Annotated in this window: 16 protein-coding genes and 3 pseudogenes; 10 read left to right on the forward strand and 9 right to left on the reverse strand. The window is 63.7% G+C overall.

Annotation, left to right across the window (positions count from 1 at the left end):
- Positions 1–917: 917 nt before the first annotated feature.
- Positions 918–1,124: a hypothetical protein gene (locus AC0L3J_RS27805; protein WP_473349047.1), complete on the reverse strand. Its 207-nt coding sequence runs from the start codon at positions 1,122–1,124 to the stop codon at positions 918–920.
- A 1,644-nt stretch (positions 1,125–2,768) separates the two neighbouring features.
- Complete coding sequence (locus tag AC0L3J_RS27810; protein ID WP_456769008.1) at positions 2,769–3,929, reverse strand: helix-turn-helix transcriptional regulator; 1,161 nt, start codon at positions 3,927–3,929, stop codon at positions 2,769–2,771.
- A 563-nt stretch (positions 3,930–4,492) separates the two neighbouring features.
- On the opposite strand from AC0L3J_RS27810, the pseudogene AC0L3J_RS27815 reads away from it, so the two are divergent.
- The 3 genes and pseudogenes from AC0L3J_RS27815 to AC0L3J_RS27825 all read left to right on the forward strand — a co-directional run.
- Positions 4,493–4,936 (forward strand): annotated as a pseudogene (locus AC0L3J_RS27815) (adhesin); the annotation flags it as partial.
- Positions 4,937–4,948: 12 nt separating this feature from the next.
- On the forward strand, positions 4,949–5,698 hold the full coding sequence (locus tag AC0L3J_RS27820) for a YadA family autotransporter adhesin (protein ID WP_456769854.1): 750 nt from the start codon (positions 4,949–4,951) through the stop codon (positions 5,696–5,698).
- A gap of 335 nt (positions 5,699–6,033) precedes the next feature.
- Complete coding sequence (locus AC0L3J_RS27825) at positions 6,034–6,534, forward strand: hypothetical protein (RefSeq protein WP_456769009.1); 501 nt, start codon at positions 6,034–6,036, stop codon at positions 6,532–6,534.
- A 1,010-nt stretch (positions 6,535–7,544) separates the two neighbouring features.
- Here AC0L3J_RS27825 and AC0L3J_RS27830 read toward each other — a convergent pair.
- From AC0L3J_RS27830 to AC0L3J_RS27855, 6 genes and pseudogenes are all read right to left on the reverse strand, one after another.
- Positions 7,545–8,108: pseudogene (locus AC0L3J_RS27830) on the reverse strand (cytochrome C oxidase subunit II).
- On the reverse strand, positions 8,105–8,284 hold the full coding sequence (locus AC0L3J_RS27835) for a hypothetical protein (protein ID WP_456769010.1): 180 nt from the start codon (positions 8,282–8,284) through the stop codon (positions 8,105–8,107). The pseudogene AC0L3J_RS27830 and the gene AC0L3J_RS27835 overlap by 4 nt, the downstream one beginning before the upstream one ends.
- A 12-nt stretch (positions 8,285–8,296) precedes the next feature.
- Positions 8,297–8,727 (reverse strand): annotated as a pseudogene (locus AC0L3J_RS27840) (c-type cytochrome); the annotation flags it as partial.
- A 28-nt stretch (positions 8,728–8,755) separates the two neighbouring features.
- Positions 8,756–9,184 (reverse strand): GlcG/HbpS family heme-binding protein, encoded by a 429-nt coding sequence (locus tag AC0L3J_RS27845; RefSeq protein WP_456769011.1) that lies wholly within the window; start codon positions 9,182–9,184, stop codon positions 8,756–8,758.
- Positions 9,177–12,155, reverse strand: coding sequence for an FAD-binding and (Fe-S)-binding domain-containing protein (locus AC0L3J_RS27850; RefSeq protein ID WP_473349049.1), 2,979 nt, complete (start codon positions 12,153–12,155; stop codon positions 9,177–9,179). Before AC0L3J_RS27850 ends, AC0L3J_RS27845 begins: the two co-directional genes overlap by 8 nt.
- A 105-nt stretch (positions 12,156–12,260) precedes the next feature.
- The gene (locus tag AC0L3J_RS27855) at positions 12,261–12,998 is read right to left on the reverse strand and encodes a GntR family transcriptional regulator (RefSeq protein ID WP_456769013.1); all 738 of its coding nucleotides are present in this window, start codon (positions 12,996–12,998) and stop codon (positions 12,261–12,263) included.
- 130 nt (positions 12,999–13,128) lie between these two features.
- Between AC0L3J_RS27855 and AC0L3J_RS27860 the strand changes: the two genes are divergently transcribed.
- The 5 genes from AC0L3J_RS27860 (at position 13,129) to AC0L3J_RS27880 (ending at position 18,036) form a co-directional block, all read left to right on the forward strand.
- Positions 13,129–14,331: a pyridoxal-phosphate-dependent aminotransferase family protein gene (locus AC0L3J_RS27860; protein ID WP_456769014.1), complete on the forward strand. Its 1,203-nt coding sequence runs from the start codon at positions 13,129–13,131 to the stop codon at positions 14,329–14,331.
- A gap of 55 nt (positions 14,332–14,386) precedes the next feature.
- Positions 14,387–15,670: an MFS transporter gene (locus AC0L3J_RS27865; RefSeq protein WP_473349051.1), complete on the forward strand. Its 1,284-nt coding sequence runs from the start codon at positions 14,387–14,389 to the stop codon at positions 15,668–15,670.
- Between the two features lie 114 nt (positions 15,671–15,784).
- Positions 15,785–16,984 carry a pyridoxal-phosphate-dependent aminotransferase family protein gene (locus tag AC0L3J_RS27870; RefSeq protein WP_473349052.1) on the forward strand — a complete coding sequence of 400 codons (1,200 nt, stop codon included), beginning with the start codon at positions 15,785–15,787 and terminating at the stop codon, positions 16,982–16,984.
- A 44-nt stretch (positions 16,985–17,028) separates the two neighbouring features.
- Positions 17,029–17,826: an enoyl-CoA hydratase/isomerase family protein gene (locus AC0L3J_RS27875; RefSeq protein WP_473349053.1), complete on the forward strand. Its 798-nt coding sequence runs from the start codon at positions 17,029–17,031 to the stop codon at positions 17,824–17,826.
- Between the two features lie 15 nt (positions 17,827–17,841).
- On the forward strand, positions 17,842–18,036 hold the full coding sequence (locus AC0L3J_RS27880) for a GspMb/PilO family protein (RefSeq protein WP_473349055.1): 195 nt from the start codon (positions 17,842–17,844) through the stop codon (positions 18,034–18,036).
- A 29-nt stretch (positions 18,037–18,065) separates the two neighbouring features.
- On the opposite strand, the gene AC0L3J_RS27885 is transcribed toward AC0L3J_RS27880, so the two are convergent.
- Entirely contained in the window at positions 18,066–21,518 is a 3,453-nt protein-coding gene (locus AC0L3J_RS27885; RefSeq protein ID WP_473349056.1) for an autotransporter domain-containing protein, read from the reverse strand.
- A 475-nt stretch (positions 21,519–21,993) separates the two neighbouring features.
- On the opposite strand from AC0L3J_RS27885, the gene AC0L3J_RS27890 reads away from it, so the two are divergent.
- Together AC0L3J_RS27890 and AC0L3J_RS27895 are read left to right on the forward strand one after the other, a co-directional pair.
- Positions 21,994–22,980, forward strand: a complete 987-nt coding sequence (locus AC0L3J_RS27890; protein ID WP_473349057.1) for a Bug family tripartite tricarboxylate transporter substrate binding protein — start codon at positions 21,994–21,996, stop codon at positions 22,978–22,980.
- Between the two features lie 175 nt (positions 22,981–23,155).
- Positions 23,156–23,698 (forward strand): tripartite tricarboxylate transporter TctB family protein, encoded by a 543-nt coding sequence (locus AC0L3J_RS27895; protein ID WP_473349059.1) that lies wholly within the window; start codon positions 23,156–23,158, stop codon positions 23,696–23,698.
- Positions 23,699–23,705 lie beyond the last annotated feature (7 nt).

Genomic DNA, 23,705 nt, shown 5'->3' on the forward strand with positions numbered 1-23,705 from the left:
TCCGCCGCAGTTAACCCAAACACCCGCCCCGAATCTATCTGCGCCAAGTGTAGTCAGCGGTCTTAAGACGGCAGCAGCCCAGGCCAAGCTTCAGCCACCGCTGGAAATATCGGCGCCGATCCCAGCGCCTCCGAACTCGTCAGTACCATGGATTGTCTGCCTGAGAAGCGGAGCTAACGAGCAAACAAAACGCTGGGCTTACAGTATTTTCTTTAATGAGAACGAACTAAAAAACTTTCGATATTCAGCCACCATCGAGCATTGCGAGTCGCAAACCTTCCGCCCGCTCTAAATGGCAGCTTGCGGATCTGACCTCAGGCCGGATTTCAGCAGCGTCAAGCCGCCGCAATTTGCGACCTCGAACGCGCTAAGAACGTCAGTGAGGAGAGACGATAGCCGCGACGCCAAAGGCCACCAAGCAGGCGGCTGCTAATGACCACAACGTTATCCTGATCTCTCTAGGCATGTCCGATAACGCCGAAACTGGAACCGAGTTCCTGAGAAGAAACCTCGCTCCTATTGAGGAGTGTGCCCAGCTCTCGCCAGCGCGGCCCGTAGAACATTCGCCCACTGAAGCGGCCTCAACTGAGAAAACGGTAGCTTCCTCAATATCTCCCGTGCGCGGCCGTGCTGCCGCCACTCCGTAGTGTCCCTTGCTGCGGCCCATTTACGTGGTGCCCGCTGCGGCCTCCGGTAACGCCTGGGTGAACGAAGCCATTTGCCGCGCCGAGCGAAGCACTCCCGAAATGCTCCGGGTCTAGCCTTCGATCATTAACGAGGGGATTTCAGATGATTGCGCTCAAAGCAATTACGCTTGTTGTGGGTGCCGGATTTGTCTTCGCAATGTATTCGGGTGAGTTGGGTGCTGACGTGGTTCTCGCCGTCATCGCCTGCCTCTCGTAGCGAGGACCACGGACTTACACCACGCCGCCGAAGTCGATGCCTTCCTTGGCAAGTGCCTCAGCTTCCTCAGCGGACGCGGTGGGTTTCGTTTCGATATATGAATGGTCAGAAGCCGGCAGGATTGTGCGGATCTTCTGGCCATCGGTTCGGGTGATACGCGCCACCCAACGCTTGGGCCCGTGCTCAAATCGCTCGATGTGGTACTGCTTGTATGTAATCATAACGCTCAAAACGCAACTGTTACTGACACCGCGATTATTCTAATCCAGCATGGCATCGCCGCACAACGATTTCTTAAGGTTAGGTTAAGGGCCGCCAGCGGGGACCGGCGGGCCTCCACCTCGGTCTTGTCAGTTCACGCCCAGAGGCTCTCTGAGACAATCTCGACGCGCGACATCGTCCCGTCGAGGTAAGTTGGCGCGTCGAGAGGCAGCGGAGAGTGAATGTCCCCGTATGCCTTCATAGGGTTTTCCTTGTTGAAGGCGGCAACCAAGCGTGTCGCGCACGCCGGGACGTCGGTCCGACTAACACGACGCTCCGAAAGCTCGATCCAAAGCTCTCCTACAATATCATCGCGAGCGCTTTTCCGAAGGTATCGCGGCGTGAGACTGTACAGCCACTCGTAATCGCCATCTTGCGGCATGTAGAGCGGAATGTCATTCCGAACGAAATCAGCCGGCATATTGAGTGACAATCTCTTACTGTCGGCAGACATGGTCGCAATTTGTGGCTCATGAACGGATCGGCGGAACACGTGCACCAGATCGAAACCAATGACCTGATCGAGGCCCGGCGTAGCCGCTACGCCCAATATCGAGGACTAGTTGCCACTCTGACGTTTGGCCGCGGGACGGTGAGAGGCATAGTCAGATCAGTCAAGGAAGACAGCTCTTGTACCCCAGTTTGATGGCTGATCACCATCGCGTCAATTACGAGAAGTGATCGGCTCCGAATGACAACCAGCGCGCCCGCCCGTCTCATGGGTTCACCTAAGGTGCCGCAAACGAGAGACCTGAGTACACCGAGGACGGTAGTCGCGAGCTGGCAGCTCCTACAGGAACATGCGCGCGAATTGTGGCTCTATGGCTGCCTTGCTGAGCCTTTCTCGTGCTATGTCAGCTAGCCGACCGCCTAAGTCCCGACAGACCTCCGAACGAGCCTGCCATACATGCATTCGGCCCCAGGGGGGCCGGCATGAGCTCTGGCGCCTTGTTAAGAAGCCCTACCGCTAACCCCGGCGGCAAACCTTCACTATCACCCGAGCGGACCTGCGCGGTGCGTGCCGCGCTTCTCGGCCGCCGAGGGTTTCAGGTCTGCTGTGAGAGGCAAACCGGACGCCGATCAGGCTTGGTGTCTACCGCCGCTTTTGACCCCATAGCGGACCTGGGGCCAGCGCGTTAGATTTAGACCGAAGAGGGCGTCGATGATGCCCTGCGGCCCGGCCCACTCCTTGTAGAAGCGCGTCTTGAGGAATTCGTCCCTCGGGATGAGGTCGTCCGAGCAGTACACCACCCCCGCATCGACGAAAGTGGCGACCGGAAACGCGGATTCAGCGGCATGTATAAGTCGAAATACAGCAGCGTGTAGTGCGGGTCCTCATTGAACAGATTAAGCACAGAGCTTTCACTTGCGGCGTCGTGCCAGAACAGGGCGAGGAAATCCCTCCGACGAACCTGCAGGAATTTTCCAGCGCGCGTCCACAATGTCGGATCAAGCGCGGCGTCGTAGACGTCGCTGATCAGCCTTGAAAGTGCGAACTTCGGACGTCGTGTGGAATGCTCAAGGGTGTTGATCCCCAAGCTCGGATCAGGTGCCGGATCACAGATATCTTCGATCAGGTTCGACAGGGGCGGGGGATTCGGGCGTCACGACAATCTGGTATCCACTGCTGAGGCCTGCCGCGGCTCGAAGCCGGCGACCAATTTCACCAGTTCGCTTTGGCGGCTGGTGCCGGTCTTGCGAAAGACGTTATGGAGATGCGTCTTCACCGTCGCTTGCGACAGTCCCAGCAGATCAGCCAGCCCCCGCACGCCGCTGACCCTCATGACACCGTCGAGGACGCGGACCTCACTCGTCGTGAGCTTGTAGAACCTTGTCAGCGCTTCCAGCGGCAGCGGACTCGCGGGTGACGTCTTGCGAACGAATACGGCGGCGACGGCGGAATGGAGCGAGCCGACCTTCTTCTGGCGATCACCCGATGTCAGCGGCAGGACATGCGCGAACCAGCGTCCGCGCGGAGACGTCGAAAGCGGAATCGACATGCCTCTCCGGCCGGCCGGCGTGTCAGCATTTTCTGCGGCCAGGAATATGTCCCGCAGCATGCGCTGCGCCGCGGGTTCGACCGCCGCAAGCGCGTTTCGGCTCTCGCGCAGCAGCGTACCCTCGTCGAGCATGACTCGACCAGGTGCGTTGGCGAAGACGATATGGCCGTTCGGGCCAACCAGAAATATCCCAGCCTCGATGTTTTCGAGCGTTTCCGTAAGCACCGCCTGGGTTGCCCTCGTCTGATCAAACAGTCGGCCGATCGAGGCCGCACGCTGAAAATGAGGAACGATTAATGCGGCGCGGCGTCGCATCTCCTGATCGACGTTCCCTTGCTCCTCGTTTCTTCGGATCGTCAGCACCGTGGAACTCGCCGCACCTTTTTCAAGATTCGAGGCGACACAGCCAACGATCCCCTGAGGCCTCAGCCACTCCTTGTAAAACCGGGTCTCGGTGAGTTCGGCCTGCGGGATCATTTCGCTGGGCGTGTAGACGACGCCGCGCTCCACGAATGTCGCAGCCGGAAACACCGGATTCATCGACCAGTATTTCTCGACATAGAGCCGGGTGTAGTACGGGTCATCGTTGAAGGGATGCAGTGCGGCCGAATTTTCGCCGGCAACGTCATGCCAATGGAGCAACGCCGAAGAGGCGCCCAGGAACGCGCAGGAACGGCCGAGCGCCACCCTCCATAGTGCGGGCTCCAGTGCGGCGTCATAAATATCGCCGATCAGTTCTGAAAGCTCCGATGCTTCGAAGGTCATGGCCGGCTCGTACCGTATCGAACATGCATTGGGCATTCTGTATCACGCGAATGCATTGCGAATTTCGCAACGACCCATGCGGGAATAAAATCGATTACGCTCATGTGCTGCCTCCGCGGCAGCACGAATGCAATGCCTCGCGCATGGCGATATTTCGACGCTGACGATGTGACATGCGAGAACCAGCGTCGGGACCATGTTCCAAGCCAGAGACAGATCGACTTCTCGCAGGGGATGTAATTCGGCAACAGCGAACGGGAAAACGGCGGCACGGGTGAAAGACCCTCCGACTTCAACCGAACGGTTGATGTGCGATCGGCGCTCTTGCTCCAGCTTCGCGCAACGTCGGACGAACGAGATGAGCAAGACGTTATTCGTCCGGCATGCCAACCGACGGGTCACTGCCGGCCAATGACCTTCTAAAGCTGTGAGCACAAATGCCTAGCCTCGTCACTCAAGCGACATTCAATCTGGTCAGACCTTGCGCACGCGCCGCCACGTCTCCGCGGTCAAGGCGATCATCCATCGTCATCGCGGTTGCGACTCTCTCCGCTGCTGTCTCGATGTCCATCCTGGCGCTCGCTCCGGCGCCGGTCGCTGCGCAGGCGGTCTGCGGCCAGGCCGGGACGGGAAGCCCCCTCGGTTCCGCGACAGGCGTGGCAAGCTTAGCCTGTGGAGGCACCGCAAATGGCCTCGGCAGCACGGCGGTGAGCGTGTTCAGCACTGCAAGTGGCGCGTCAAGCACGGCGGCCGGCTTCTCCAGCTCCGCGAGCGGAGACTATAGCAGCGCGTATGGGTCCCTCTCGGAGGCCACCGGCCTTGCCAGCACAGCTATTGGCGGGGGCGCGGCCCTTGCTGGGGGTCCTGGACCTCAGGCGTCCGGCGCTTATAGCGTAGCGATTGGAGGTGGCGGGAGCGGAACTGCTGGTGTTGGCGCCCACGCCAGCGGCGCTCAGTCCATCGCGATCGGTCTCAGCAGTTCAGCGGCGGGCGCGTCATCGACGGCCATCGGCAGCAGCGTGAACGCCAGCGGCACGAATTCCTTCGCGGCCGGCAACAACTCCAGCGCGACGGGGGCAAGCGGCGTCGCAATCGGCGACGGCGCGACCGCCGGCACTGGCGCGAATGCCATCGCCATCGGAACCGGCGCCGTCGCCACCGGTTCCACCGCGATCGGCGCGGGTTCAGCGGCGGGGCTCGGCAACACCGCGATCGGCGATGGCGCCACCGCGAGCGCGGCCGCCGGCAGCTCCGCCTTCGGCAACGGCGCGGTCGCGTCTTCGACAAACAGTACCGCCCTGGGCACGGGCGCCGTTGCATCGGGAACCAACTCGGTCGCACTTGGCGCCGGATCGGTCGCCACCGCCGCCAACACGGTTTCGGTCGGCTCGGCGGGAGCCGAGCGTCGTATCACCAATGTTGCCGCGGGAATCAACCCGACCGATGCCGTGAACGTCAGCCAGCTCTCCGGCATCACCACCGGCTTCCAGAGCCAGATCACCAACTTACAGAGTCAGGTCACGGACAATCTGCGCGAGGCGCGCGCGGGCATCGCCCTGGCGCTGGCGGCAGGCGCGCTGCAATTCGATCAGCGGCCCGGAAAAGTCTCGGTCGCGGGGTCGTACGGCTACTTCAAGGGTTCGTCAGGCCTTGCCGTCGGCGTCGGATACGCCGTCACGGACCGTTGGCGGTTCAATGCAACGTTCTCCGGCTCGCCCGATCAAAACGCCTACGGCGGTGTCGTATCCAGTTCGTTGACGTTGAACTAGCCGCGAGATCAAGGTTGGGAATAGTGCATCTTCATACTGCACGCCGGTGGCGGGGAGCCGTCGGAGTCCTGGTGTGCGTCGTCCATTGCGGCACACTGGCGCGGGTTGAGGCCAGGCCGATCGGGCGCACTCTGCTCGTGCAAGCGCCAACTCAGCCGGAACGGCCGCCAGGCCCGAACGGCCCATGGCCGCTCGCGGAAGCGGTACCGAAGCCGCAGTCAAAGGCGCCGCCGAAAGCGGCGTCGCACCCCGCGCCAGCGGCACCGCGTCCCGCAGCATCAATCCCGGTCAATCCCGATGTCGGGAGTCTCAGTCTGCCAGACAAGCCGGAGCCTGTGCTTCACGCCAGGAAGGCCGGTCTCGGTCCATGCGTCGGCGCCGTCGAGCGCGGATCGAGGTCTGCAATCGAGGCGCCACACCGCGCCTTTTCGAACTGGAATGCCGGCGCGCCCAACCTGCATGTCTTCGAATCCATCGCCATCCAAGCATATCCGAGCGCGGTTGCGCCGCGCGCGACATCGGTGATTTTGGCGAGCCCTTCCGCCAATGGTTGCGATGCGACCGCCGTTCAGGTGTTTCCGTCGGCGCGTACCTGCAGCGACGTGGAGAAGGACATCCTGAAATCGTCCGCTTTGATCGGCAAACTTTCAGGACTTCCCTTGTACCGGAGCGGCGCCAACGAACACCGGGTTCTGATGCCCACGGCAGGCAACGGATGCGTGATCATCGGCATCAGCATCCAGTATGTGGCGGGGGTGACCACAGAGCCGACGACGGCCCAACCGTTGCCTGCGCCGATACCTTCACCGCCGTCTTCAACGGGCGCGGTGAAATGACTCTACGTGGCGCCGACGTCCCGCCTAGTTCAAGTGCGATCTCCTGGCCCGCTAGTCTGCGACCACGGCTTCCGAGCCGACGGCGACGCCTGCGTCAAGATCACTTTCCACGCGGGCCTCCGCGTCAATGACGACAATGAGTGCGAGAAGGTGCACGACGAAAAGCTTGCTCCGCCGTTAGAATCTAAACGAGACGTCGAACGTAAAAAGGTCGAGTCTACGCCGCCAAAACCGCAATCGTCAGGTCAGATATTCTGCAGCAGCGTTGTGATCCCCAAACTGACGTCAGGCGGCGCGGCATGTCAGCATCCCTTTAGCTGGGTTCCTGTATAATGCTGTCAACGTCGGCCGGCTCCCCTCCCTGGTGCTGTCAATGCGAAGGCCTATAGCAGCCCCGCTGAGCCGTCTCCTCAGCTAGCTGGCCCGACACCACGGAGCAATCGGTAAAGTGTCTGCACGAAGCTGCCATAGCGGCGCAATGTGCCTCAACTCAACGCCGTCTTCCCATTTGGGGTACCGGGTCATGGAGTTTGACAAGCGCCCGCCAGTTAGTCCCGTCCCATTGCTGATATGCGACAAGCCGGTGAGTTGGACCAAGGCTGTCGCAAGTCCCTCGCCCAGCAATCTGCTTGCAATGGGAGGCGACGGTCTTGCGACAACACGCCTCAGAGATTTGGGCCGGTGCTAGTGAACAACGAGGCTGATCCACGTCTCCGATTTTCGAGGCAGTCAATTCGGGCTCTTCGCCTAATGTATCTCGCCAGCATTTAACGTAGTGAACGTGTCCACAAACCTCTAACGGTGGCGTACCGGTATCTTTCCCGAACCCTCCGCACCACCGCCCGCAATTGGCGGACTTTATCCCTCTCCCTGGGTTGACTGGGTAGTACCATTCCGGGTTGCTGGTCCAGGTGTACAGCGGGCTGCGCACGAACATCTGCCAGGCCCCGAGGAAGAGTGCGAGCCCGAACACGGCCAACGCTAGCCAGAAATGCGCGAGGACGAGCCTTCTATTCACCAACACAGCTCAGCCTCCCGCCGCTCTTCGCCTTGGCGGCGAATTCCTCTTTGCCGATCACCTTGACCTTGCCCTACGTGCCTTCGTGCCGAAGCTGCAGAATTCCCTGGGACGGCATCAGATAGTCGCCGGGTTTCTCGAAGCGCATCAATTGCTCGGAGACGTAGCCTGGCACCAGCATGGTGTTGACGTTGGTGCCCTGGACGATGATCCCATGGACCACGTCGGCGCTGGTTGCGCGCAACGTGATCGGCGTTTGGGCCGGCACCAGGATGCAGCCCGGCGTAAAGGAATACTGCTGGCCGATGGCACGGACCGTCAGCGCGCCGTTCGGCTCCAGCACGCTGCCGAGATTGGATTCGACGAACTCGCCTGAGAGGCGCAGCCGCGTCGGATCGATGGTCTCGACGCGCGGCTGCGGCACCGTGACCTGGTGGATGCCGGCGAAGGCCGCCAGTACAGCAAGCACCACGATGATGATCACCGAGATGGTCGCCCAGCGGCGCTCCGTGCGCGCGGCGACCTCGGCGCCGCGAGGGGCATCATGGATGGTCATTGCAGGGCCCCGCGAGGGAGAAAGACGAAGAGGTAAAACGCGAACCACATCCCGACGACCAGTGCCGTAGCTATCCCGGCCACCGTCAGTGCCCCGCCTGGTCCGGCCGCCACGATGCGATTGACCCGCTCATCAGCGGTAGTCTCGGTCTGCTCGGGGAGCTCCGTGTTGATCATCTGGGCCTCAGTTCAGGGCGCGGAGCGTAGTTCGTTGGCGTCGCGCACGCTGACCGGGCGCCGCGATTGCCCCATGCGGTGCGGATGTAGGAGACCACGCCGGCGACCTCGTTGTCCGAGAGAAGCCCGGCAAAATGGCGGCATGCCGTAGGGGCGAGGATTGCCTTCCGTGCCCGGCGGATATTTCAGCACCATCCGGATCGCGTTGACGGCGGACTCCATCTTGATCGACTGGTTGTTAGCGAGCGGTGCCAGTGTGGCGGCTTGCCCTCGCCTTGAGCGCCGTGACAGCTCGCGCAGCGCGCGTCGTAGACCGTCTTGCCGAGGCTGATCAGGAGACTGCTCTCGGTGGTCGGCAAAGTCGCAAACGCTGTCGGCGGCCGCGACGCTGGTTCGGCGATGCTCTTCAAGTACACCGCCATCGCGTTGGTATCTTCGTCGGTCGTGGGAGCTTCGGTTCGTGGATGATCGTTATCCCGCGTTAGCCTTCAACCCCGAGGCCTGGATGCCCGCTATCGCGCACGCCTCGTCATTGTCCGACGTGTCGCCGGAGACGCCGACAGCGCCAAACAGTGTCGTGCCGTCCATGATCAGCACGCCGCCGGGGACCGGCACCAGCGCGCCCTTGGCCATGGTGTTCACGGCGTCGATGAAATAGGCCTGCTCCTGCGCGCGCTGAAACAGGGCGCGTGAGCCCATGCCCAATGCGAGCGCGCCATAGGCCTTGCCGTGCGCGATCTCGGCGCGCATCAGGCTGGTGCCGTCCTGCGCCGCGGCGATCTTGAGCACGCCGCGGGCGTCGAGGACGGTGACGACGAGCGGCTTCAGCTTCAGCTCGGTGGATTTCGCGAAGGCGGCGTCGAGGATTTTGCGGGCGGTGTCGAGGGTGAGGTCAGCCATGGCTGGTTTCCTTTGCAAGGGGAGTGGTTGTGGATTGGGTCTTCGCACGATCAATGCTCATCGCCAGCACGCGCGCGACGTGAAGCGCCTCGCGCTGGGTGCCGTCGTGGATCTGGTGTCGGCAGGAGGTGCCATCGGCGACGAGCAGCGTATTCTGATCTGCGCGCCGCACCGCGGGTAGCAGCGAGAGCTCGGCCATTTCGATCGAGGCATCGTAGGTGTCCGCGCCATAACCGAAGGCGCCGGCCATGCCGCAGCAGCTCGACTCGATGGTCTCGACCTTCAGGCCGGGAACGAGGCGCAGCACCTGCTCGACCGGCTTGTGCGCGCCGAAGGATTTTTGATGGCAATGGCCGTGCACCAGGGCTTTGTCGGCGATCGCGCCGAGCGGCAGTTGCAGCCGGCCGGCCTCGGCCTCGCGCACCAGGAATTCCTCGAAGGTCAGCGCGTGGGCGCCGACGGCCTTGGCATCATCGTCCTTGCGCAGCGAGGCGAGCTCGTCGCGCAAGGTCAAAAGGCAGCTTGGCTCAAGCCCGACGATCGGCACGCCGCGCGCGGCGAACGGCGCGAAGGCAGCGACAAGACGATCGAGCTCGGACCTGGCTTCGTCGACGAGACCAGCGGACAGGAAGGTCCTGCCGCAACACAGCGGGCGGCCACCGCTTGCCGGCTTCGGCAGATGCACGCGATAGCCGCCGGCCGAAAGCACGCGCAGCGCGGCCTCGAGATTTTCGCGCTCATAGATGCGGTTGAAGGTGTCGGCGAACAGCACGACCTCGCGGCCGGTTTCCGGCCCAACGCTGTCCGCGGGCGGCACGAACACATCGCTGCGGAAGGCGGGCAGGGCCCGTCGCGCGCTGATGCCGGCAAAGCGCTCGAACAGCTTTCGCAGCAACGGGCTGCGGTTGCGCAAATTTGCCAGCGGCGCAAAGCGCGACGCGAGGTCGGCATAGCGTGGGAGGTAGCCGACCATGCGGTCACGCAAGGTCAGGCCGTGCGAGGCCGCGCGCGCGGCGAGCACCTCGATCTTCATCTTGGCCATGTCGACGCCGGTTGGGCATTCGTGGCGGCAGGCCTTGCAGGACACGCAAAGCTTTAGCGTCTCCATCATCTCGTCAGAGGAGAGCGCGCCCGCGCCAAGCTGGCCGGAGATCGCGAGGCGCAATGTGTTGGCGCGGCCTCGCGTCACGTCCTTCTCGTTGCGCGTCGCGCGGTAGGACGGACACATCACACCGCCCTCGAGCTTGCGGCAGGCGCCGTTGTTGTTGCACATCTCGATCGCGCCCTGAAAGCCGCCGCCGGCCCCGGGATAAGCCGACCAGTCGAGTTTGGTCTTGAGCTCAGCGACGCGATAGTCCGGTTTGAAGCGAAACAGCGAGCGGTCGTCCATCCTGGGAGCGTCGACGATCTTGCCGGGATTGAGCACGCCATCGGGATCGAAGCGTTGCTTCACCTCGCGGAAGTCGGCGACGAGGCGCTCGCCGAACATCGTTGCGTGGAATTCGGAGCGCACCAGGCCATCGCCGTGCTCGCCGGAATGCGAGCCCTTGTATTCGCGCACCAGTTCGAAGGCTTCCTCGGCGATGGCCCGCATCGCCTTGACGTCCTTCTCCAGCTTCAAATTCAGCACCGGCCGCACATGCAGGCAGCCTTCGGAGGCGTGAGCATACATCGTGCCGCTGGTGCCGTGCCTGGCAAACACCTCGCTCAGCCGCGCGGTGTAGTCGGCGAGATGCGGCAGCGGCACGGCGCAGTCCTCGACGAAGGAGACCGGCTTGCCCTCCTGCTTCATCGACATCATGACGTTGAGGCCGGCGGCGCGGAAATCGGCGATCCCGCTCTGCAGCGCGGGCTCGGTGATTTCCACCACGCCGCCCCATTTGCGCTTGTCATTGTTCCAGCCGAAGCCGAGATCGCCCATCAGCTCGCCGAGCTGCTTGAGGCGCAGAAGATTGTCCGCCTGGTTCTCTTCGGCGAATTCGACCACCAGCACGGCGTCGGGATCGCCCTTGATCGCGGTGGAGATGATGGGCCGGAACATCGCGATGTCGCGGCCGAGTGCGAGCATGGTGCGGTCAACCAGCTCGACCGCGATCGGCTTCAGCTTGACCAGATGCTGGGCCGCGTCCATCGCCTCGTAGAAACGGCCGAAATGGCAGATGCCGAGCACCTTGTTGCGGATCACAGGCCACAGCTTCAGCTCGACCTTGGTGGTGAAGGCGAGAGTGCCCTCGGAGCCGACGAGAAGGTGTGCCATGTTGTTGCGGGCATTGCGCGGCACCAGCGCATCGAGATTGTAGCCGCCGACACGGCGCTGCACCTTTGGGAAGCGCGCGGCGATCTCCCCGGCCTCGCGGGCGCCGAGATCGAGCATGTCGCGGAACAGGGCGCGGGCGCCGTCGTTCGCATCGAGGTCGGAGAGATCGCGCGACACCTCGCCGTAATGGCTCAGCCTGCCATCGGCGAGCGCGGCCTCCATCGACAGCGTGTTGTCGCGCATGGTGCCGTATCGCAGGCTACGGCCGCCGCAGGAATTATTGCCCGCCATGCCGCCGATGGTTGCGCGCGAGGCCGTGGAGACGTCGACCGGAAACCAGAGGCCGTGCTTTTTCAGCTGGCGGTTGAGGTCGTCGAGCACGATGCCCGGCTCGACCACGCAGCTGCGGTTTGCTACGTCGAGCGAGAGGATCCGGTTCAGGTGCTTCGAGAGATCGACCACGAGGCCGTCATTGACGGTCTGGCCGCATTGCGAGGTGCCGCCGCCGCGCGGGGTAACTTTCCGTCCGTCGTCCCGGGCGATCGCCAGCGCCCGCAAGGCCTCGTCCATGGTCCGGGGCACGACCACGCCCGCGGGCACGATCTGATAGAACGAGGCGTCGGTGGCGTAGCGGCCGCGGCTGAAGGGATCGAACAGGACGTCGCCGGTCATTTCCGCGCGCAGGCGCCGTTCGAGCGAGGAGGCGTTTGTCATCCTTGGTCCCGGACTGATCCAGCGAGGCGTGTGGCCGGACTGGAGTATTCATTCTTGTTTCTAGCCGATTATGTTATGAATTCAAAATGAGCAAGCCGGCTGCCCTCAAGGGGAGGCCGGAGCGTCCTCTTGGGGCTCGGTCAGGTGCTCGATCGCGGCCGTCCGCTTGTTGCGCAGGTGCTGGAACAGGATGTCGCTGAGCTCGCTTTCGGCACGGCGGCGCAGCGCATCGAGGATGGCCTCGTGCTCGCGCATCGCTTCCGCCCAGCGCTGCCGCTTGCGGGCGAAATTGGCGGAGTAGCGGACGCGGCGGATGCGGCCCGCAAAATTGGCGTAGGCGGTCTTCAGCGTCTCGTTGCGCGCGGCCGCCACGATGCTCTCGTGGATGCGCTGGTTGATCTGGAAATAGCCGTGCATGTCGCGATGCAGATAGTGGCCGTACATCTCGTAATGCAGCTGCTCGATCGCGGTGATTTCCGCATCCGTAATGGCTTCGCAGGCAAGCCGCCCGGCCAGGCTTTCCAGCCCCGCCATCACGTCGAACAGCTCCTCGAGGTCGCGCTGGCTGAGCTGGCGGACCCGCGCGCCGCGGTTGGGCAGGAGCTCGATCAGGCCCTCGGCGGCGAGCACTTTGAGTGCCTCGCGCAGCGGTGTGCGGGAGATGCCGAGCATCTCGCAGAGCTGCCGCTCGGGAACGCGCGCGCCGTCGGGAATGTTGCCCTCGACCACGTAGTCGCGCAGCCGCAGCAGAATCTCGCCATGAAGCGAGGCCTCCTGGCGCTCGCCGCCAGGGCCGGCGGGCGGGGCAATCGGAGCCCCGTTGTCGGGAATCGTGGACTTCATTTGCAGCACAGTAGTTTGCCCGTTTGGTTGCGTCGATCTCCACAATCGAATACCAAAAATCGATTGAAAGTACAAAAAATGAATGCAAAATAGACCGCACAGCTGGCCAGAATCGCGACCGGGAGGTTTCATGCATCAGGGACGCCATTTCCTTCAGATTCCGGGCCCAAGCCCGGTCCCCGAGCGCGTCCTGCGCGCCATGGACATGCCTGTCATCGACCACCGGAGCGCGGAATTCGGCGAGCTCGGTCGGGCCGTGCTCGAGGGCAGCCAGAAAATCTTCCAGACCGCCGGCCCGGTGGTGATCTTCCCCTCGTCGGGGACCGGCGCCTGGGAGGCGGCGATCGTCAACACGCTGTCGCCGGGCGACAAGGTGCTGATGGTCGAGACCGGTCATTTCGCCACCCTGTGGCGGCAAATGGCGGGACGGTTCGGCATCGAGGTCGATTTCGTTCCCGGTGACTGGCGCCGCGGCGCCGATCCGGCCGTGATCGAAGCAAGACTGACCGATGACACCGCGCGCGCGATCAAGGCCGTGATGGTCGTGCACAACGAGACCTCCACCGGGGCGACCAGCCGCATCGCCGAGATCCGCGCTGCGATCGATCGCACGGGCCATCCGGCGCTGCTGATGGTCGACACCATCTCCTCGCTCGGCTCGGTCGACTACCGCCACGACGAATGGAAGGTCGATGTCAGTGTCAGCTGCTCGCAGAAGGGTTTCATGCTGCCGCCCGGCCTCGGCTTCAACGCGATCTCGGAGAAGGCGCGCACTGCTTCGAAGACCAACAGGATGCCGCGCTCCTATTTCGACTGGGAGGAGATGCTCAAGCCTAACGCAAACGGCTTCTTCCCCTACACGCCGGCGACCAACCTGCTCTACGGTCTGCGCGAGGCGATCGCGATGCTGCTCGAAGAGGGGCTCGACAACGTGTTCGCGCGGCATCAGCGGCTGGCGGCTGCGACCCGTGCCGCCGTCAATCATTGGGGCCTCGAGATCCTCTGCCAGGAGCCTGCCGAATTCTCTCCCGTGCTCACGGCAGTGCTGATGCCGCCGGGCCATGACGCCGACCAGTTCCGCAAGATCGCGCTCGACAATTACAACATGTCGCTCGGCTCGGGCCTGTCGAAGGTCGCCGGAAAAGTCTTCCGCATCGGCCATCTCGGCGAATGCAACGCGCTGACGTTGCTCGGCGCGCTCACCGGCGTGGAGATGGGCCTTTCGGTCGCGGGCGTGCCGCACCGTTCTGGCGGCGTCGATGCCGCGATGAAGCTGCTGGAGCAGCGCCCGCAGGGCAATACGTCGCCGCATCTGAAAGTGGTCGGCACTTAAACCGCGCGGGGACACGCGGTCGACGACCACAAAAGATAGTCAGGGAGGGGTGGAGATGAAAATTCGGTTCAAGGCCACGCATGTCGTGCTGGCGATGCTCTGCGCGATGTATTTCATCACCTATGTCGACCGGGTGAACATCGGCACCGCGGCGAGCGAGATCCAGAAGGAGCTGGGTCTGTCGAACACTCAGCTTGGCCTCGTGTTCTCCGCCTTCGCTTATCCCTATCTGCTGTTCCAGGTGATCGGGGGCTGGGTCGGCGATCGTTTCGGGCCGCGCAAGACGCTGTTCTGGTGCGGCATGATCTGGGCGGTGGCCACCATCTCGACCGGCTTCGTGCATGGCCTTGCCGCGCTGTTCGTCGCGCGTTTCGCGCTCGGCTTCGGTGAGGGCGCGACCTTTCCGACCGCGACGCGTGCGATGCAATATTGGACGCCTGCGAACCGCCGCGGTTTTGCGCAAGGGCTGACCCATTCCTTCGCGCGGCTCGGCAATGCCGTGACGCCGCCGGTGGTGGCGCTGCTGATCCTCTGGCTGACCTGGCGCGGCGCGTTCGTCGTGCTCGGCTTCGTCAGCCTGATCTGGGGCGTCATCTGGGTCTGGTATTTCCGCAACGAGCCGAAGGAGCACGCCTTCATTACCGAGGCCGAGCTCGCCGCACTGCCGCCGCGCCCGACCGGCGAGCGGCCGCAGGTGCCATGGGGCCCGCTACTGGGGCGGATGTGGCCGGTGACGCTGACCTATTTTTGCTACGGCTGGTGCTTGTGGCTCTATCTCAACTGGCTGCCGCTGTTCTTCAAGAACAACTACAATCTCGACATCAAGAATTCGGCGCTGTTCGCTTCCGGCGTGTTCTTTGCCGGCGTGATCGGCGACAGCGTCGGCGGCGTGCTGTCCGACAAGATCCTCGACCGCACCGGCAATGTCCGCCTGGCGCGGCTGAGCGTCACCGTTACGGGATTTGCGGGGGCGCTGCTCTCGCTGTTTCCGATCCTGTTCGTCCACGACATTACGATCGTCGCGCTGTGCCTGTCGGCCGGCTTCTTCTGCGCCGAGCTGGTGATCGGCCCGATGTGGTCGATCCCGATGGACATCGCCCCGAAACATTCCGGTACCGCCTCGGGACTCATGAACACCGGCTCGGCCTTTGCCGCCATCGTATCCCCGCTGGTGGCGGGCTTCGTGATCGACGCGACCGGCAATTGGTACCTGCCGTTCCTGATGTCGATGGGCCTGTTGCTGCTCGGTGGCTTCTCCGCCTTCCTGATGCATCCGGAGCGCCCGTTCACGGAGGCCGAGGGGGGCCTGCCGTCCGGCAAGGTGCTGGCCGCGGAGTAGGGGGCGGCAGCCAGCCCGTTATGCATGTGAGGCGCCTTTAGGAGAGGGGACAAGCCGGTCAAATGGTGCTATTCGGCGGCCATCAAAATCAAGGCAAGACCGGGAAGGACGCCGATGACCGTGCATACTGGAAGGCATTTTCTCCAGATTCCAGGACCGACCAACGTCCCCGACCGCGTGCTGCGGGCGATGGACATGCCGACGCTGGACCATCGCGGTCCGGAGTTCGCCGAACTCGGTTTCGCCGTCCTCGCCGGCATGCAGCGGGTGTTCCGCACCAAGCAGCCCGTGATCATCTTCCCCTCGTCCGGCACCGGCGCCTGGGAAGCTGCGATGGTCAACGTGCTCGCGCCCGGCGACAAGGTCCTGATGTGCGAGACCGGCCAGTTCGCCGTGCTGTGGCGGGGCATCGCCGACAAGTTCAAGCTCGAGGTCGACTTCATCCCGAGCGATTGGCGCCACGGTGCCGACCTCGCGGAGATGGAGAAGCGCCTGGCGGCCGACAAGCAGCACACGATCAAGGCCGTCTGCGTCGTTCACAACGAGACCTCGACCGGCTGCGTGACGCCGCCGCTGGAGGTGCGCAAGCTGCTCGACCGGGTCAAGCATCCCGCGCTGCTGATGGTCGACACCATCTCCGGCCTCGGCTCGATGGAGTACGAACACGATGCATGGGGCATCGACGTCTCGGTCGCCGGTTCGCAGAAGGGCCTGATGCTGCCGCCGGGCCTCGGCTTCAATGCCGTCTCGGAGAAGGCGCTCGCGGTGGCCAAGGCCAACCCCGGCATGCGCTCCTATTGGGACTGGCAGGAGGTCATCTCCTTCAACAAGCTCGGCACCTTCCCCTATACGCCCGCGACCAATTTGCTCTACGGCCTTCGCGAGGCGATCAAGATGCTGGAAGAGGAGGGGCTCGAGAACGTCTGGACCCGCCACAAGCGCCACAGCGCGGCGACGCGTGCGGCGATCAAGGTCTGGGGCCTGGAGACGCAGTGCACCGATCCTGCCGCGCATTCGCCAGCGCTGACCGGCGTGCGCGTGCCTGACGGCCATGACGCCGATGCCTTCCGCAAGGTGGTGCTCGAGGCCTTCGACATGTCGCTCGGCACCGGCCTGAACAAGGTCAAGGGCAAGGTGTTCCGCATCGGCCATATCGGCCATTTCAACGACCTGATGTTGATGGGCACGCTCGCCGGCGTCGAGATGGGCCTCGATCTTGCAAAGATCCCGCACCGGAGCGGCGGCGTGTTGGCGGCCATGGACGTCCTGAAGGGACGCGACGTGGTGCCGATGACCAAGGCTCAGGTGGCCTGAAGGCCCAGGTTGCCTGAACTAACCTAGAGAAAAGAGAGCGCGCGATGAACGCACCGACGACCGCCAACGAAGACCTGCTCTACTCCGTCACGGACGGCATCGCGCGGATCACCTTCAACCGCCCGCAGGCGCGCAACGCATTGACCTTCGCCATGTACGAGCGCATGGCGGAGATCTGCCAGGAGATCAACGCCGACCGCTCGATCAAGGCCCTGATTCTGACCGGCACCGGCGACAAGGCGTTTGCCTCCGGCACCGACATTTCTCAGTTCCGTGCGTTCAAAACGGCGCAAGATGCGCTCGACTATGAGGCCCGCATCGACCGCGTGCTCGGCACGCTGGAGCAGTGCCGCGTGCCCGTGATCGCGGCGATCGCGGGGGCATGCACCGGCGGCGGCGCCGGAATTGCGGCTTGCTGCGACCTGCGCATCGGGACTGAAACGACGCGCATCGGGTTTCCGATCGCGCGCACGCTCGGCAACTGCCTGTCGATGTCGAACATCAGCCGCGTCGTCTCGCTGGTCGGCCCCGCCCGCACCAAGGATATGATCTTCAAGGCGCGTCTCGTCGAGGCACCGGAAGCGCTGGCCCTCGGCCTCCTCAACGAGATCGTCCCTGATGTCGAGACGCTGCAGCGCCGCGCCGACGAGACCGCCAGGCTGGTGGCAAGCCACGCCCCCCTGACGCTTGAAGCGACCAAGGAGGCAGTGCGCCGCATCCGCCGCACGCTGTCGCGCGAAGAGGGCGAGGATCTGATCCTCAAGGCCTATATGAGCGAAGATTTCCGCGAGGGAATGGACGCCTTCCTCAACAAGCGCACGCCGAACTGGAAGGGCAAGTAGCGCGGCCTCTGCCGATTGCGCCGTGCAACTATCAATTGGTTCCGGAATCGCAATTGCGCGCTTCTCCCTTTATGCGAAGCCGGCAGGCCGTTCCCGTTCGTCGACCAGCTCGACGTCCAGGTGCCGCAGACCACGGCGCTGAGTGATGCGGCCAGCGGCCGCGTCAGGGTGATTTTGGGCGTCTCCGGCCAATGGCAGGCGGGGAAGTAGGGCGGCCTCGTCAACTCACGACGTTCGGCTCACCAAGCGTACTTGAACACGCCCTTGCCGGAATAGCTGGCGACGTTGCCGGAGAACTCGCCGTCGAAGGTACCGGCGATGGAGAAGCCGCTCAGCCATTTCATCTCGGCGCTGGCGCTGACGAGCGCGGAGTCGGCGTCGACCCGGGCGCCGTTCACGACGAAGCTGGTGCCCGGCAGGGTCTGGAACAGCGCGGTGACGGCGCGGCCCGGATTGTAGTCGTGGGCCCAGGCGGCGCGACCGCGCAGCGTCAGGACGCCGTTCTGCATCGCGTACGACTTGTCGGTGCGCAGGCCGAGCTCGGAGCGGGTGTCGGTCAGCGATTGCGAGGCATAGTTCAACGCGAACAGTCCGCCGCCATTGAGGCTGACTTCTGAGTAGTTGGGCAGGTTGACGTTCGTGACCTGCGCGGCCGCATAGGGGGTGAGGCCGATCATCGGCGTCGCGAAGCGGTAGCCGCCCTCGAAGCGGGCCGAGAAGCTGTCGGCCTTGAAGCGGCCCTGCAGCTGGTCGAAGCCGACGGGCGCCACGGTGCGGTTGGTGGTGACGTCGTGCCAGCCATAGGCGAGCGCGGCGGAGATATAGGCCGGTCCGAAATTGTGCCGGCCGTAGACGCCGGCCTGGAACAGGTCTGCCGAGCCCGAACCCATCGCATTGGCGAGCGAGTAGCTCAGTCCACCGCCGCCGAGCGCGAAGCCGACCAGCGTGTCCACCGAAACCCTGTAGTCGGCGCCGGCCGCGCCGCCCCAGGCCCGTGCGGTCAGGTCTTGCGAGCCGACCGGCGCATTGCCGCCGACTTGCGCCGATCCGCCATAGCCGGCGGTCCAGAGGCTCCAGCGGCTGGCCGGCTGCGAGACGAGCAGCGGCGCCTTGGTTGCCATCGCATAAGCCTCGCGCTCGCGCGCGTTGGCCGGGCGCATGGACGCATAGGCGGCCGCGTCGCCGCTCTCGGCGAATTGTGCGACGCTGCCGGCCTTGGCGAAACCGCCCGAGCGGCCGATGACGGTCGGGTCGAGCATCAGATTGAGGAACTGCCCGTCGGCATTGATCGCGGACTGGATGATGCCGGTGCCGAGCTCGCCCGAGGCCGTCGTCAGTCCGGCCGGCGTCAGCGCTGCGAAGGCCGCCGGAATGCCGCCGGTCGAGTTGAAGAAGCTGGTCAGCGTGTTCGCGACGTTTTGCTGGTTGACGGTGAGGCCGCCGCCGCTGGGCGCGAAGTTGAGACCGATGTTGAGGAACACATTGTTGGTGCCGTAGCTCAGCGACGCGTTGATCGTCGGTATGTTGGAGACGACGGCTGCGTTGAAGGAGGTGCCGCCGAAGCCGCCGGTCGACGACAGGATCGTGGACTGCTTCTTGATCGTGCCCGAGCCGAACATCGCGCTCACCGTCGCGTTGCCGAGCGTGGCCGCGCCGTTGACGTTGGCGAGGCTGGCATTGCCGGAGGAGACCTGCACGAGATAGGTCGAGGCCGCCGTGAAGCTGAGGGGGCCGTTGATCGTTAGCGGCGCGAACGAATTCGTGCTGCTGCCGGGCGCGAGCGTGCCACCATTGATCGCGACGTTGCCGACGACGCCCTGGCCAGGCAGCGTACCGCCGCCGGCGAGTGTGCCGCCGGCATTGACGGTGATTGGGCTCAGGATCGAGCCGTCCACGACGAGTTTGCCGCCGTTGATCGTGGTGGCGCCGGTATAGGTGTTGGCGCCGGACAGTGTCTGCGTGCCACCGGTCAGCGTGAGGCCGCCGCCCGCGCCGCCGTCGTCGATGACGCCCGCAAAATTGCCGATGCCGTTGGTGATCGTCAGCGTGTTGGCCCCGATGTTGACGTTACCGGAGCCCGCCAGCGACTTGATCGAGGTGCCGGCGCTCAGGGCCGAGATGTCGAAGAAGCCGTTGGCGATGACATTGCGCGAGGTCGCGATGCTGCCATCGCTGCCGCCGAAGTTGATGAGATCGAGCTCGCCGCCGCTCGCGATGGTCGTGGTGCCGGTATAAGCGTTGGTGCCGTAGAGCTGCTGGGTGGCGCCGTTGGCGATGACGACGTTGCCGCCGGTGCCGCCCGCAATGCCGCCATCCTGAATGACGCCGCCGAAGAAGCTGCCACTGGTGATTGTCAGTGTCTTCGATCCAAGTGCGACGATGCCGCCAGCGGTCAACGAGAACAGAGCGTTCACCGACGTGCCGGAGGTTGTTTGCGAGATGTCGAACGTGCCGCCTGCGCCTGGCGTGAACGTCACGCTCGCCGAGTTCGCGATCGATCCGCTGCCTTTCAGCGCTAGCATCGCGCCGGCATCGATCTGCGTCGTATTGGAGTAAGTGTTCACACCGGAGAGGGTCTGCGTTCCGCTAGCGACGTCAAATCCACCGGTGCCCTGGATCACGCCCGCGAACTCGGTCGAGCCGTTGGTGATGAACAGTCCCTTGCCGCCCATGTTCACGACGCCGCTCGAGCTGCCGGCGAGCGTCGTGATCGCGGCGGATGCCGGGGCTATTGCCGAGATATCGAGCGTCGCGTTCACCGTGACGACGCTGGAGCTCGCAATGCTGCCGAAGCCCGAGATCGCAAGCGTCCCCGCCGAGATCGTCGTCGCGCCCGTGTAGGTGTTGGTGCCAGTCAGCGTCATCGTGCCGGTGCCGACCTTGGTCAGTCCGCCGCCGTTGCCGGAGATCACGCCGTCGACCTGGGTCGAGGCGTTGAGGCTGCCTGTGGTGAGGGTCTTGGCGCCGAGCACGTAATTGCCGGCGCCTTCGATCGAGCCCGCGGTCATGCCGGTGCTGGTCAGGCCGGAAATATCGACCGTGCCTCCGACATTGTTGACGAAACGCGCGCTGCCGCCCGTGCTGGAGCCGTCGAAGTTCACCGTTCCGTCGTTGGTGATGGTCGAAGTGGCGGCGGTGGTGGTGTTGTGGAAGTTCAGCGTCGCCGAAGCGAGGTTGTTGATCGTGGCGCTGCCAGCCGAAGCACTGGTGAAGAAATCGATCTGGCCGCCAGCGTCGTTCGTGATGATGACGGCTCCGGCCCCGACACCGCCGCGCGCGGTGCTGCTGTTCTGGAACGCCAGATTGTTGCCGGAGGTGACTTCGAAATTCTGCGTCGTCCCGGAATTGTTGACAATGCCTGCCGCGTTGACGGTGAACGGCTTGCCGATCGTGATGGAGTAGGCCTGGGCGATGCTCGTGAACTGGACCGTGCCAATGACGACGACACCGTTGTTGTTGTCGACGGCCGTGCTTCCGGTGTTGGTGAACGTTGCGGTTCCGTCCGGCACGACCGGGTTGGTTGACCAGTTCGTGCTATTCGTCCAGTCGCTGGTGCCGCCGGCCCAGGTGCCGTCGACGGCTCGCGCGGCGACGACGCCGAGCGCAGTGGTCGCCAGCAGGGTCGCCAAAAAGTGGCGCACGACGGATCGCAGCCCGTATCCGATCCGCTCACCAGCCATCGGTCCGGCCATCCAATATTCTCAATCAACAATGAAATTATCGCGAGCGCGCGACCGTGACCCGTACGGGTGCTCGGCAGTCCCGACATGATCTCATGGGGCCGCAACGGCCTGCAATGAATGGCTATCCATTTGCGCCGGGTTCGGGCCTGTGCCGCTGTGCATTTTCAGCCACCGTGGCCATTGGGCAACATATCCACGTCGCTCGCCACGCGCTCCCGCGGGAAGCGACAGGAGAACCGGTGCGCCATATCCGTCGCAGACGGTCGCGCGAGGAAGGCGAAGATTTCCGCAACGGGAATGGACGCTCTCCTCAACAAGCGCACGCCCAGCTGTAAGGGTAAGTAGCGCATCTCCGGCTCAGCTTCGTCAGCCGAAAGTCATAGGCGGCGCGATGTCCGTGTGCTTGAACTCGTAGGCATTAGTCCGCACAATGCGCCATAAATTCCGGGCAAACAAAGCCAACAATAACCAGGGGACGAAGCTCGTGCGAATTCTAGTGAAAGCTGCTGGCGTTGTAGCAGCGCTGTCGTTCAGCACGCCGGCCTTTGCCGGCTGGGAGCCGACCAAACCTGTCGAGATCGTGGTTGCGGCGGGCGCGGGCGGCGCCTCCGACCAGATGGCGCGGATGATGCAGGCCGCCATCCAGAAGAACAATCTGATGAAGCAGCCGATCGTGGTCTCGCTCAAGGGCGGGGCTTCCGGCGCCGAAGCACTGATGTACATGAAATCCAGCGAGGGCGACCCCAACAAGGTGCTGATCGCCTATTCGCTGATCTACATGCTGCCGCTGTCGGCAAAGATCCCGTTCAACTGGCGTGAGCTGACCCCGGTTTCGGTGATCGCGCTCGACCAGTTCGTGCTGTGGGACAACAGCGCGGGTCCCAAGACGGTGAAGGAGTTCGTCGCGGCCGCGAAGGCGGCAGCCGCGCCGTTCAAGATGGGCGGCACCGGCTCGAAGCGGGAGGATCATGTGCTGACCGTGTTCCTCGAGCAGAAGACCGGCGCGAAATTCTCCTATCTGCCCTACAAGTCCGGCGGCGAGGCCGCGACCCAGCTCGTCGGCAACCACACCGAATCCAACGTCAACAATCCATCCGAAAATCTCGAGGTCTGGCGCGCGGGCCAGGTGCGTCCGCTCTGCGTGTTCGACAAGGAGCGAATCTCCTACACCAGCAAGGTGACGGAGACGCAGTCCTGGGCCGACATCCCCACCTGCAAGGAGGAGGGTGTCGACGTGCAGTATCTGATGCTGCGCGCGATGTTCCTGCCCGGCAAGGTCACGGCGGAACAGCAGGCGTTCTACGTCGAACTGTTCCACAAGGTGACGCAGACTGCGGAGTACAAGGACTACATGGAAAAGCAGGCGTTGAAGCCGATCTTCCTCACCGGCAAGGACATGGTGCAATTTCTCGAGGAGGACGATGCAGTCAACAAGTCGCTGATGACGGAAGCCGGATTCGTCGCGAAGTAGCCGTCTTTACCTCGCCGCACTTGCGGGGAGAGGTCGCATCGGATCGAAGAAGCGATGCGGGTGAGGGAGACTCTCGCGAGTCCGTCTATCACCGTCCTCGTGAAGACTCCCCTCACCCCAACCCTCTCTCCGCAAGCGGGGAGAGGGGATTGGCCACAGCGATTGTTGTTCGTTCATGCCCCAAACCGATCTTGAAATCGTCGTCGACGATCCGACCGCGCCCGAAGACGACTCGCCTTCCGTCGTCTCATCCGGCACGATCGAGATATTCGTCTGTCTCCTGTTGCTCGCGCTGGCCGCCACGCTCGGCTACGACAATTGGCGCACCGGCGCCTCCTGGGATTCGACCGGGCCGGAGCCCGGCTATTTCCCGTTCTACCTCTCCGTCGTTCTCGGTGGTGCCTGCCTCTACGGCCTGATCGTGGCGCTGGTTGCGCACCGCGGGGCACCCGAAACCTTCGTCACGCGCGCGCAAGCCCGCCGCGTGATGGCGGTGTTCGGGCCGACGCTGCTGTTCTGCCTGGCGACGCAGTTTCTCGGACTCTATGTCGCGAGCTTCCTGCTGATCGCGAGCTTCATGCGTCTTGTCGGCAAGATCGCGCTGTGGAAGTCGCTGCTCACCGCTGCTGTATTCACGGCAATCATGTTCGTGACCTTCGACATCGCCTTCGACGTCATCATGCCGAAAGGGCCGCTCGAAGCGGCCTTCGGCCACTGAGGCGGGT

The organism is Bradyrhizobium sp. Kon37 (assembly GCF_055807535.1).